We start from the raw sequence: 12,133 nt of genomic DNA, 5'->3' as shown, positions 1-12,133 counted from the left end.
GGCACTGACAGGATTATTTGCCGCAAACCGGAATGGTCGCATTCCTGATTACCGACAATGCGGCTGAGCTGCCCAATGCAATGCCAGCTGGCATCGACAAGTGGTAGACCAGCGTGGACGCATCGGCCAGAATCGTTGAACGCGTAATAATGTTTTGCGCTTTTTCCGGCTTAATACCGTGCAGGTTGCCCGGTCCCAGCGATAAAAACCAGATATTCGTTGCCAAAGGCGGCTCCATGCCATTGAGCTCAAGAACGTTCTCCGGAGATATGGCTGCCCCGACATGATTGTGACCGCACTCGTATACCTGATTCAAATCATTGATATACACCGGTGCGCCGTCAAACTTGAGTACATGCTCAAATTTTGTTGTGCCATCAGGACAGGCAAACTCCATTTCTTCACTGTCCGGCCTGAGCCCTCTGACATAGTGGGATGCATTGATGGCGCGTTTGCCAATGCTGCTGGTAAATATGACCACGCAGCGCCCGTCATTGGCGCGCACCAGCTCTTTGGTTCTGTCCAGGTCTTCCAGTGTAAGCGGGCGCCCCTGAAGGTCAATTGTGTTGCCTGGATTGACCAGGCTGAGCAATCCGTCAAATTCTTCCGGATTAGTGGAAGCATCGCCCCTCTCAAACAATATCCAGAACCTGTATAACAGTTCCCTGACAGCAAGCGCCATCTGAACGGCAACCTGGTCATTTGCATTGGATGAGAAAATATCCTGCGCTTTATAGCTGACGCGGAAGTGAGTGGCAATTTCGGCAAACCGGTAAACGCGATTCGGATCGTTCGGCTGTTTGGTGTCTTCGGGGATTGGACTGTTCTGCCCGATAGCGTTGCCCGGCATCAAGGCGTCTGTCGTGGCATAACGGAGTGAATGACCTGAAACGGGAATGAACGGAAAAATAGATGAAAGCTGTATACGAAACGGAAAATCCTCGACCAGCCATTTTGCCAGCGCATCATTAGAAAGAAGCTGTGCATTAGCGCCAATAGGTTGCATAGTTCCACCTCCAGTCAACGTATCCGGCCGTCTGACATCATTCCTCAACGGCTGGCAGTGAACATAAATGCATCTACATGAAACGTTTTTCCTCTCTAATTGGAGGAGTGCGAAGCACGCAATTGTTATCTAACCAGTATTGGTTGCAAACTGCAAATAAATTTGCAATGCAGTTTATACTGCTTATTAATATTTTTTTGTAATTTCCGGTATGACATAATGTGTCAGGCAGTTGGGCAGCAATGTGTAATCGATTGTTGTGCGGAATGTAAACTACAAAAAATAACGGCTTTAAATTTATGTATGCATTTAAATCTAAAATCGACAAATCGCTGGTATTCCTGCTGGTATTTTCAGTGATCGCATGCCTGATGGGCGCATCTGTGATGCTGGAAGTCGGCGGTATGTTCAATAACGTTCTGGCCGCTGTCACATTGTTGATCGGTGCGTGTTTTCCGGTGTGGATACTGGTATCTACACAATATATCGTCAATGACAATAATCTTAAAATAACCAGCGGGCCGTTTTCATGGACTATACCGATTGATTCGATTACCTCTGTTCAGGAAACCCGTCGGGCCGGCGCAAGTCCGGCATTGTCGCTGGATCGTCTGGAAATAAAATACGGTACGAATAAAGCGATTCTTGTATCGCCCGTTGATAAACAGGCGTTTCTACAGAGACTTAATGGCGGGAAACAGGGCAAGCCGCAGAGCATCGGGAAACATTCCGGCGGTAATGCCAAAAAGAGAAAAGCAAAAAAATCCGCCAACCAGGATTAGCGGTTATGAATGTATTGAATGGTGGCCTGACGTCGTCAATGCTGAACCGATAATCAACGATCGATTTGATGACACTGGCAGTCAAGCGAGTTTACGACAAACCTGACCCGAAGGACGGTCTGAGAATACTGGTCGACCGGCTTTGGCCAAGAGGGCTCTCAAAGGAAGATGCAGCCCTTGACGTCTGGCTGAAGTCTGTAGCGCCGTCAACCGAACTTCGCCGCTGGTTTCAGCATGACGCTCGGAAATGGAAGGTATTCAAGAATAAGTATTTTGCCGAACTGGATGCCGGGACAGAAGCCGTTGGTGAACTGCTGGGCTATATCAATCAATCCGATGTGGTGCTTTTATACGCAGCAAAGGATCCGGAGCATAATCACGCCGTTGCGCTAAAAGAATATATAGAACTGGCTGTGTCGCAGTAATTCCCAATGATGTGCCGGCTGGCAGGTAATGCGGTTGTGATGACCAGGCAGCGGCCAATCGATTGAATTGGCGTGTTTTAGTTGTTTTTATTCTGCTTAGCTCGAATTTTTTATCGTGGATAATAAAAGCATGATTTCCTGTTTTTTATCACTGAGAACAATTATCTGAAGATGCCGAGCTTACGTTTTAAAATTGTTATCGCAAAAAAAAGCGATAAACAAACACGGCCGGAGATGCACGGGCTGTTTCAAAGAATGAAACGGGGGGTGCAGACTTATTTGCGCAGTTTGTTCAACAGTGATGCGCTGCCGTATTTTTTAGCGCCAGTAATTTTTCTGGCGATGATGTATCTGGAATGGCTATACTTACTCGTATTGTAGAATTGTTAACAGCTTCTGTAATTTCAGCCTTCTTCACTGGAAGAAGGCTTTTTTATTTGCCAGGCTGCGACAAACTGCTGATTTAATCGCATTATGCAGCGCGGTTTAATTTGAAATGACTGTTGCTTCAATTTCTGCGAAAGTTTTGGCGACTTCGGCAAGTGGAATGGTTTTGCCCAGTTGTTTCTCGATTTGTGTCAGCGAAAAAATGCCGCAAATGATCACGCTGCCGTTGCTCTCATGATCCATCACCAGCGTGTGTTGGCGCCCGGCATTACACAGGCTGGTGATAATATGACCAACTTTGGCATGCCGTACATCCTCCATGGAGATCGCTTCCAGGCTGTTTAGCGGGGTCATAATGTCTGAAACCAGAATTTCACTGTGTTTCAGGTGACGTTCCTGGTTAAAACGCATCGGTTTTTCTCCGAGAATATCAGTCGCTGTAATAACGCCCTGAAGCGTGTGATTGCCACTGATAACAAACAGCGAGCGAACGCCGCGCTGTTTCATGTACAGGTTTGCCAGATCGATACTTTCATTCGGTCCAATCGTTGCTACATGACTATGGCGCAGGTCAGTCATGATATCGAGTGCTGGCGACTGAAGCGTGACGCGTTTGGCAGGCGCAGGCTGAAAAACACAGACAACACCGGACAGTCGTTGTGCTGGAAGAGCATGATATTCAGTCATTACAAAACCCTCCTAATTCGGTATACGGATGTGTATGAACATCAAAGACCAAAAACATGATAAATGTCTTTTTAATCACTCTACGCCGATAAAAATAAGGGGTCAATCTTTTTTTATATTTCCAGGAAATCGATAAAAATGAACAGGTTGAAGATTTATAAATGATGGATGTGACAGTATCAGATGTCAGATCTTTTTAAGATTGGTGATAATGTTTCTGGTATCGGGTCTGATACCGCGCCACAGGTAAAACGATTCGGCTGCCTGTTCGACCAGCATGCCAATACCGTCAGCGAGATGCCGAGCACCCTGTTGCGCCGCATAGTTGAGGAATCGTGTCGGTTCAGTGCCGTACATCATGTCATAGGCCAGCGTATCGGTGGCGAAAATTCCGGATGGCAGTTCCGGTAATGCGTTATTCAGGCTCGCGGAGGTGGCGTTGATAATAATATCAAAGCACTCACCCGGGAGATCCATATAACTGCAGGCTATTATAGGACCAAATTCTGAAAATTGTTGTTGCAGTAGCTGGGCTTTTTGAGGTGTGCGGTTGGCGATTACAAGCCTGGTCGGGTGCTGTTGTAACAACGGCAGTATGACTCCGCGTGCAGCACCGCCTGCTCCCATGAGCAGGATGCGTTTATCAGTTACCGGGATTTTTAAATTAATCGTAATGTCGCGGATCAGTCCTGCACCGTCTGTATTGTCCCCCTGAATATGGTCATCCTCGAACTTGAACGTATTGACAGCACCGGCAATACGGGCGCGTTCTGTTAGACTGGCGGCAATTTGGCAGGCTTCCTGTTTGAATGGTACGGTGATATTCATGCCTTTGCCGCCTTGTTGACGAAAAGTGTTCACGGTTGAGTGAAATTCATTTTGCGGCGCGAGTATAGCCTCATAGTGGATGTCTTGCTGTGCCTGTTTGGCGAAAGCCATGTGAATTCGCGGCGATTTGCTGTGACTGATAGGGTTGCCGACAACGGCATAACGGTCTGTCATAATGGTGTCAATGTGGTAACGTTTACCGGCTGGTTAATGTGTCTGATCGCGCAAAAACCCATGTGCGGGTTATATGAAGAATGTCTGTGTCGCGGCTGATATCGGGCGGAAACGGTGCAAAACCGTTTTTTCCAGCCAGCCTGACAATCCGGATAGCGGCATCATCAAGGATTTTAAATCCAGAAGACCGGTTAATGCCGATGGATTCAAGACTGCCATCGGCGCGGATGCCAACGGTCAATTGCAAATTACCATATATCTTTTCCCGTTTGGCGTCTTCTGGATAATTCAGGTTGCCAATGCGCTCAACCTTCAAGCGCCAGTCCTCGACATAGCGTGCGAAACGGTATTCTGTAGCACGGGCGCCGACGAATTTTCTTTTAGGACGTTTTTGATAGGCGTTATGATCTTCCGCGATCTGTGCTTTCAGGCGTGCGATATCGAGACTGCGCTGCAGTAAATCGGAAGAAACCGGGTCCTCAGTGGGAAGCTGCTTCTCGATTTGCTCGGGATTGGTCTCGACAGATTCAATGCTTTTCTCGCTTTGCAAGGCGGTTATCAGTTTTTGTGTTTCCTGTTCCAGTTGTTTGACTTTTTCCTCTGCAGCAAGAGAAGGTCGTGATGGTTTGCTCTGAGGCAATACCGGAAAAGGTGTTTTTGCACGTTGGTCCGCGTCGACATTGCCGCCGCCGTCAAGATTTGATTGTGCAAGCAGCTCGGTATCGACGGGAGTTAACCGGGATTTGCTGTTCACCAGTACGACTTCAAGCGATGAAGCGATTCTTTCAAAATCGGGTGTCGGAAATTCAAATGTCACACCAAACAGAACGGTCAGGTGCAAAACCAGGGAAAATACCATCATGCCCGACAAACGGCGTGTTTGCCTGTTCTCGTAGGAAAGCGACGATTGTTCGTTGAAAAAATTAATTGCTGCCGACAACGATTAGACCTTAAATAAAATTAAACAATAATAGTGACGTACCTCATTTTAGGCAACTTCTGAAAACTTGTCATAACAATAACGGTATGTTTGCGTCCATTTTTTACCTCGTTTACGAAGCCAGTTTTTCAACAAATTTCGCCTGTATGTTGCACTCGAGCAAATCAATACTCTGGATATCCAGTTTTACGTATGTGTCGGGCGCGATGTTGGGTAATGAAGGGATTCGCATTACTAGCGGTATCGGTTCGAATCTGACCAGGTTTTCCTTGATTACCTGCGCATGAATGGTTTGTATGTTTTCCTGTAATAACCAGCGCAGGCACCAGTAGTATTCCATGGATCGCTGAAAGTCGCTGTAAATACTGTGCGCAGTTTCAAAATCCTGCATTGCAATCAGTAAACCGTCACTGTCGCGTGCGTAAGGCGGTGTTTCTCCGCGAATCATTGCAACCAGCTGCCGTTGGTTGATTAAATCGACATAGCGGCGCATGGGCGAACTGATCCATGCGTATTGGGCAACGCCAAGTCCCTGGTGTGGTGCTGGCGAAGTGGTCATTTTTACCTTGCTGTTACCCTGAGCGCGGTATATGCCGGCAATATTGGTTTCCGCAAGCTGTCTGCCCCATTCAGTATTGGCGAAAATCATAAGTTCGGAGACAACCTTGTCGATTGGTGAACCACGACGCCGCGCCTTGATCGTAACATGGTCGTTTTCTACATCAAAGCTGTAGTCAATTTTATCATTGTTGGTATCGCTGGATTTGCCACGCAGCGATTCCATTTTACAGGCAAAGTGCCACAGGATACGTAGCTCCTTGATGAAAGGCTGGTTGATAGGTTCTTTGTTCAGCGTCCTTTCATTGAAATACGTTTCCAGTGTGTCATGCCGCAGGTTTTTCACAATATTTATTTTTTCGATTCGATTCTCGACGTGTGTAACCGTATAGTCATCCGCAACTTCCAGGTACAACGAAACTGCCGGGCATAACCGATTCTCGCCAAGTGTGTAGTAGTCAATGGCAGTGTCTGGCAGCATGGTGATTTTCTTGCCCGGAATATAGACGGTCGACAGGCGTCCGGCAGCGGTTTTATCCAAAGGGGTGTTCGGTTGGATGCCAAGGGCGGGCGCTGCGATATGGATCCCGATTCTAAAACTGCCCAGTTTCAGTGGTGTGATAGAAAAGGCATCGTCTATTTCTGTCGTGGAAGCATCATCGATACTGAAAGCGGCAACATCGGCCGTTGGTAGATCATCCAGGTTATCCGGTATCAATTGCCTGTCGGTTTCACTGAAATCGATACCGTTCGGAAAGTGCTCCCAAAGAAATCGATGGTAATGGTAATCATGTGTTGATGGTATTGCACCGCAATTTTCCAGAATACTGAGTACGGACTGCTTTGCTTGAGTGCTCGCGGCTTCGAGTGCTTTCCATTCGATGGAGTTTTTATCTGGTTTATACAATAATTGAGCAATGTTGGCTTTGAATTCTTCCGGTAATCTGCCAGTGCATAGCTGTTCTGTATAACGTGTTTTAAGCTCCGCCAGAAGCCGTTTTTTTTCCTGGCTGGCTATTGCAGCTTTAAGCGCATCAGGTGGCGCCGCTTTGTAGCGGCCTTTTCCCTTTTTGTAAAAATACATCGGAGCGCTGTGCAGCAGAATAAGCGTTGCTGCAGCCTCTACCGGATCGGGTTTGTGGCCGAAATAATCTGTCGCGAGAGATTCGCTTTCAAATTCTGTATCCTGTGCGCAGCATTCCCACAGAAAGTCGGGATCCAGCTCATCCGCAATTTTCTGGGCCAGGTTCATGAAATCGTTTAATGCCGGTGTTTCAAAGCGTAGCAGAACGGAAGCTGCTTTAATTTTTGAACGCTTGCCATGTATTGCTTCGACCTGCAAGGAAGTGGTGTTGTCGGCGAGTACGGTGCCTACCTTAAAGCTGCCGGATTCTTCATAAAAAACATTCATACCATGCGATGGCTTTTACTAACTCGATTGTTTGGATAGAAAATTGATCTAGAAGTTGCCTAACATTAAACTTCAGCCCAAAACTGTTTGCTGTAGTTTATGTCTGCAATCGATGCATTTGATCTGTGAACTGTCTGATGTTTGTTATGATGATTATATACGAAGAGGATAGGCTGGCGGTGGGAAAAAAGGCTGTGCATAGCCAAATAAGAGTTGCAGGTGTGTGAAAATGTCTTGAAAAAAATAGAAAAAGTTATTCGAAGCGATTTGCACTTCGGCGACGCATGATCTGGCAGGCAGGCAGGCAGGCAGGCAAAGCGAACCTTGGCGTTTGCTCACAACCCCGTTGCAAACAATGCCGGAAAACTTAAAAGAAACGTATGACATTGATTTTGAGTTATCCTAGAATAGTCAATCGACACTGGATTTTTTTAACAGTCGCCGGATGCTGGTTTTAAGCTCGGAATCGGGTAACGAGAGCGCAAGACGATTCAGACTTTTAAGACCCGTACTGCTGATTTTGGGCTTTAAGGAGCGCGTTTTTTGTTTTGGAATCGACTCGGCGCAATTGCCAAATGCGGGTTTTTGTATCTGTACTTTAATCGAGGAAATTTGCCATCCTTTTTTTTGAATTTTTTGCAGAATAGAAGGCGCCATATGCTTCAGCCTGGCAGCAACTGAGGCATTTGCGGCCAATAATGTAAGCCGGCTTCTGGATAACGGACCGAGTTCGCAGTGTTTGGCCAGGTGTTCTGGAATAGCGGCAGACTCGGCTAACATATGTTTTATTTTGTTTAGCTGAAGAGCATGGTTGAATAACGCCGTATATTCAGAATTTCTACCAATGGCGTGAAGGTATAAGTTTAATTTCTTGGAAGCCATGGCTGCTTTGATTCATTCTTCGGAATTAATATTATGAATATTATCTTGATTTCCAGTCAATCAGCGCAAGCAAAGAAAATAGTATTGACTAAACTGCACCTTGCAATTTTTACAGGTGCACTATTAACAATTGTGCTGTTGCTGGCACTGAGTCTGAATTTCTTCTCATTACGCTATGCAGACCGCATCGAAGCACCGGTTCTGAAGGCCCTGCTTGTCAGCCCGCAAGAAAAAAGACACCAGAAAATACAATCGCAATTGCATGATAACTTAAGCGTCATGGCCGCTAAACTCGGTGAAATGCAGGCGCAGTTGTTGCGATTGGATGCCGTGAGCGCTCAACTACTGGAGATTTCCGAGCTGGAGTCGGACGATTTTATGCTAGATCAGTTACCGGGTCAGGGCGGCGCATATACCGGTATGCACACCGAGGCCCTTTCTTTTGCCAGATTTGAGCGTGAACTGCAAACATTGTCCGTTATGCTGGAGGATCGGTCGGACAAGTTGAGCGCGCTCGAAATGCTGTTACGCGGCGAACGGCTGTCAAAACGTGTGATGCCTTCGGTTATGCCGATTGAAACTGACTGGTATTCGTCGGGGTTCGGTTTTCGAAGAGATCCATTTACAGGCAGGCGTGCTTTTCATGAGGGAGTCGATTTTCCCGCAAAAACAGGTACACCCATACGTGCAACAGCCGGAGGTGTGGTTGTTTATTCCGATCGACATTCCGAGTATGGTAATATGGTTGAAATTGATCATGGTGATGAAATGATCAGCCGTTACGCGCATGCCTCAAAGCTGCATGTCGAAGTGGGTCAAGTTGTTACGCAAGGGCAGAAGATCGCTGAGGTAGGCAGTACCGGTCGTTCGACTGGCCCGCATCTGCATTTCGAAATCAGGCATAAGGATGTGCCGCAGAATCCATCACGGTTTCTGAAAAAACCGGACTGATCAATAGCGTCAACTGCATTAATATGCTTTGCACCGCTATTACACCATTTGTGTAATAGTGTTATTCTTCAAAATATGCTAAGCGTTTGATTGCATTTTGGCTGCTCCATGCTAAACGCTGTCTTTGCGCTACTTTTTCTTTTATACAAGAGTGAAATTGAGTGAGACACCTTGTCTCGCTCTTTGTTTTTCCGGATTTTAATTTTAAACAGCTCGTTATGTTAGGTAATCTACTTAAAAAGGTTTTTGGAAGCCGTAATGAACGTATCATCAAGCAGTATGAAAAAACAGTCAATAAAATTAATTCGCTTGAAGCAGATATCGAGCAATTAACGGATGCTGATTTACGTGCCAAAACTGCAGAATTTAAGCAGCGCGTTGAAAATGGAGAAACTTTGGATGCGATTTTGCCCGAAGCTTTTGCCGTAGTTCGCGAAGCGAGTAAACGTGTACTGAGTATGCGTCATTTTGACGTGCAATTGATCGGCGGCATGGTGTTGCATGATGGCAAGATTTCAGAAATGCGCACGGGCGAGGGTAAAACGCTGATGGCAACGCTGCCGGCTTATCTGAATGCATTGACCGGTCATGGGGTGCATGTGGTGACTGTCAATGATTATCTGGCCAAACGTGATGCGGGCTGGATGGGAAAAATCTATGAATACCTGGGCGTCAGTGTCGGCGTCATTTACGGTCATATGCCGCATGAGGACAAAAAGACTGCGTATGCGGCGGATATCATTTATGGCACCAATAATGAATATGGCTTTGATTACCTGCGTGACAATATGGTGACTCATCAAGCGGAGCGTGTTCAGCGTCATCTTAACTTCGCTATTGTGGATGAGGTCGACTCGATATTGATTGATGAAGCGCGGACTCCGTTAATTATTTCAGGACAAGCCGAAGGTGATACTGAAATATATGTTCGTATCAACAAATTAATTCCAAAATTAACGCGCCAGGAAAAAGAGGATGCGCCGGGTGATTATAGTGTAGATGAAAAGGCGCATCAGGTAATCTTGAGTGAGGAGGGTTTCGAGCATGCTGAAAAACTGCTGGCCGAGGCCGGTCTGCTCAAATCCGGTTCGAGTCTCTACGATCCGGCTAATGTCAATCTGATACATCATTTAACAGCGGGTCTGCGCGCGCATGCCCTTTACTTCCTTGATCAGCACTATGTCATTCAGAATGGGGAAGTTGTTATTGTCGATGAGTTTACCGGACGTTTGATGCCCGGCAGGCGCTGGTCGGATGGACTGCATCAGGCAGTGGAGGCAAAAGAGGGCGTTGCAATTCAGAAAGAAAACCAGACTCTGGCCTCTATAACCTTTCAGAATTATTTTCGCATGTACCAGAAGCTGGCGGGCATGACCGGCACGGCTGATACCGAAGCGGCAGAATTCCAGCAAATCTATGGTCTCGAGACCGTAATCATACCAACGCATCGTCCTATGATTCGTGATGACCGCATGGATCTGGTGTTTCGTACGATGGATGAAAAAAACAATGCTGTTATTGAAGGCATCAAAGAGTGCTATGACAAAGGTCAGCCAGTCCTTGTTGGCACAACATCCATCGAAAATAATCTACTGCTTTCAAAATTGCTGGACCGTGCAAAGCTGCCTCACCAGGTGCTGAATGCAAAACAACATGACAAAGAGGCTAATATTATCGTTCAGGCGGGGCGCCCGAAAATGATAACGATTGCAACCAATATGGCGGGTCGTGGAACGGATATTGTATTAGGCGGGAATCCTGAACCGGAAGTTGAAAGTATTCGTCATGACGACAAATTAAATGATGCAGAGAAAGAAAAGCGCATCAAGGAAATCTACGAAAAATGGCAGGTTGTGCATGATGAAGTATTGAAGAATGGCGGATTGCATATTATCGGTACAGAGCGGCATGAGTCGCGTCGGGTGGATAATCAGTTGCGAGGACGCTCTGGCCGACAAGGCGATGCCGGTTCAAGCCGGTTTTATCTGTCGCTGGAAGATCCATTGTTACGCATTTTTGCATCTGACCGGGTCGCCAATATCATGACGCGCCTTAAAATGCCAGAAGGTGAGGCAATCGAACATCCATGGGTTACACGGGCTATTGAAAATGCGCAGCGAAAAGTAGAAGCACGTAATTTTGATATACGAAAACAGTTGTTGGATTACGATGATGTTGCAAATGACCAGCGCAGTGTTATATATCAGCAGCGTAACGATCTGCTGGAAACAGACCATGATATAGCGGAAACCATAACTGCTATACGTGAAAGTGTATTAACCGGCCTGTTTGGCCAATATATCCCGCCTCAAAGTGTTGAAGAACAATGGGATGCGCCGGGCCTGGAAAAAGCGCTGGCCGCTGAATACCAATTGCATTTGCCAATTCAGCAATGGTTGGAGGAAGAGCCCGATTTGCATGAAGAATCGCTGTGTGAACGAATCATCGACATTGCTGCGCAGCATTACCAAAGCAAAGTTGATCAGATTGGTGCTGATATCATGCACCAGTATGAGCGTGCACTGATGCTGCAGGTAATTGATACGCACTGGCGCGAGCATCTGGCGGCGCTCGATCATTTGCGTCATGGTATACATCTGCGCGGTTACGCACAAAAGAATCCGAAACAGGAGTATAAGCGAGAGGCGTTTGAACTGTTTACCAACATGCTCGAGGAGATTAAGGCTGAGGTGACCAGAATATTGCTTACCGTTCAGATCAAAAACGAGCAGCAGGTAGAGGCAGTAACAGAAACACTCAAAACGCCCGAGAATATGGAATTTCACCACGATAGCGCGTCAGGTGGAATGGAAGGTGGCGAGGGTCCAGATGAAAAAGCGCAGCCCTTTGTGCGTCAGGGAAGTAAAATCGGGCGTAATCAACCATGCCCTTGTGGGTCGGGTAAGAAATACAAGCAGTGTCATGGCAAGATAAAGTAGTGCAGTGCTCGATCAGATGAGTGCTGACAAATAAGTTTGATGCCTGGCGAAATTTTCCGGTGTGCGATAATATGGAATAGGATTATTCTCCTGGGGGGGGGGCAGGAAAAATTTTCGACTACGACAGCAGGTGAATGCTGATAGCCAGGTTCGATCATAGTTA

11 protein-coding genes are annotated in these 12,133 nt (G+C 46.6%); 5 read left to right on the top strand and 6 right to left on the bottom strand.

All coding sequences use genetic code 11. From position 1 onward, the window contains the following. Positions 1–13: 13 nt before the first annotated feature. On the bottom strand, positions 14–1,006 hold the full coding sequence (locus tag BMX44_RS05635; protein ID WP_090629228.1) for a hypothetical protein: 993 nt from the start codon (positions 1,004–1,006) through the stop codon (positions 14–16). A gap of 299 nt (positions 1,007–1,305) precedes the next feature. Here BMX44_RS05635 and BMX44_RS05630 point away from each other — a divergent pair, with 299 nt between their 5' ends. From BMX44_RS05630 to BMX44_RS16760, 3 genes are all read left to right on the top strand, one after another. Then, the gene (locus BMX44_RS05630; protein ID WP_090629225.1) at positions 1,306–1,788 is read left to right on the top strand and encodes a PH domain-containing protein; all 483 of its coding nucleotides are present in this window, start codon (positions 1,306–1,308) and stop codon (positions 1,786–1,788) included. Positions 1,789–1,856: 68 nt separating this feature from the next. Continuing rightward, positions 1,857–2,213, top strand: a complete 357-nt coding sequence (locus tag BMX44_RS05625; RefSeq protein ID WP_090629222.1) for a DUF488 domain-containing protein — start codon at positions 1,857–1,859, stop codon at positions 2,211–2,213. A 171-nt stretch (positions 2,214–2,384) separates the two neighbouring features. Beyond that, positions 2,385–2,594 (top strand): hypothetical protein, encoded by a 210-nt coding sequence (locus BMX44_RS16760; protein ID WP_090629219.1) that lies wholly within the window; start codon positions 2,385–2,387, stop codon positions 2,592–2,594. Between the two features lie 105 nt (positions 2,595–2,699). Here the strand turns inward: BMX44_RS16760 and BMX44_RS05615 are convergent, their stop codons facing one another. The 5 genes from BMX44_RS05615 to BMX44_RS05595 all read right to left on the bottom strand — a co-directional run bounded on the left by BMX44_RS05615 (position 2,700) and on the right by BMX44_RS05595 (position 8,080). Then, positions 2,700–3,287, bottom strand: coding sequence for a CBS domain-containing protein (locus BMX44_RS05615; RefSeq protein WP_090629216.1), 588 nt, complete (start codon positions 3,285–3,287; stop codon positions 2,700–2,702). Positions 3,288–3,473: 186 nt separating this feature from the next. Further along, entirely contained in the window at positions 3,474–4,289 is an 816-nt protein-coding gene (gene aroE / locus BMX44_RS05610) for a shikimate dehydrogenase (protein ID WP_090629214.1), read from the bottom strand. Positions 4,290–4,311: 22 nt separating this feature from the next. Continuing rightward, a complete protein-coding gene (locus BMX44_RS05605) occupies positions 4,312–5,229 on the bottom strand; it encodes an energy transducer TonB (RefSeq protein ID WP_245738844.1) in 918 nt (305 codons plus the stop codon). A 112-nt stretch (positions 5,230–5,341) separates the two neighbouring features. Then, positions 5,342–7,198 carry a ribonuclease catalytic domain-containing protein gene (locus BMX44_RS05600; protein WP_090629209.1) on the bottom strand — a complete coding sequence of 619 codons (1,857 nt, stop codon included), beginning with the start codon at positions 7,196–7,198 and terminating at the stop codon, positions 5,342–5,344. Between the two features lie 411 nt (positions 7,199–7,609). Further along, the gene (locus BMX44_RS05595) at positions 7,610–8,080 is read right to left on the bottom strand and encodes a DciA family protein (RefSeq protein ID WP_090629206.1); all 471 of its coding nucleotides are present in this window, start codon (positions 8,078–8,080) and stop codon (positions 7,610–7,612) included. A gap of 33 nt (positions 8,081–8,113) precedes the next feature. Here BMX44_RS05595 and BMX44_RS05590 point away from each other — a divergent pair, with 33 nt between their 5' ends. After that, positions 8,114–9,031, top strand: coding sequence for a M23 family metallopeptidase (locus tag BMX44_RS05590; protein WP_090629204.1), 918 nt, complete (start codon positions 8,114–8,116; stop codon positions 9,029–9,031). 218 nt (positions 9,032–9,249) lie between these two features. Further along, positions 9,250–11,970 (top strand): preprotein translocase subunit SecA, encoded by a 2,721-nt coding sequence (gene secA, locus BMX44_RS05585; RefSeq protein WP_090629202.1) that lies wholly within the window; start codon positions 9,250–9,252, stop codon positions 11,968–11,970. The last annotated feature ends 163 nt before the right edge of the window (positions 11,971–12,133 follow it).

Source organism: Nitrosomonas marina, assembly GCF_900110145.1.
In the GTDB taxonomy this organism is placed as follows: Bacteria; Pseudomonadota; Gammaproteobacteria; order Burkholderiales; family Nitrosomonadaceae; genus Nitrosomonas; species Nitrosomonas marina.
This window is presented reverse-complemented; position numbering and strand designations above follow the sequence as displayed.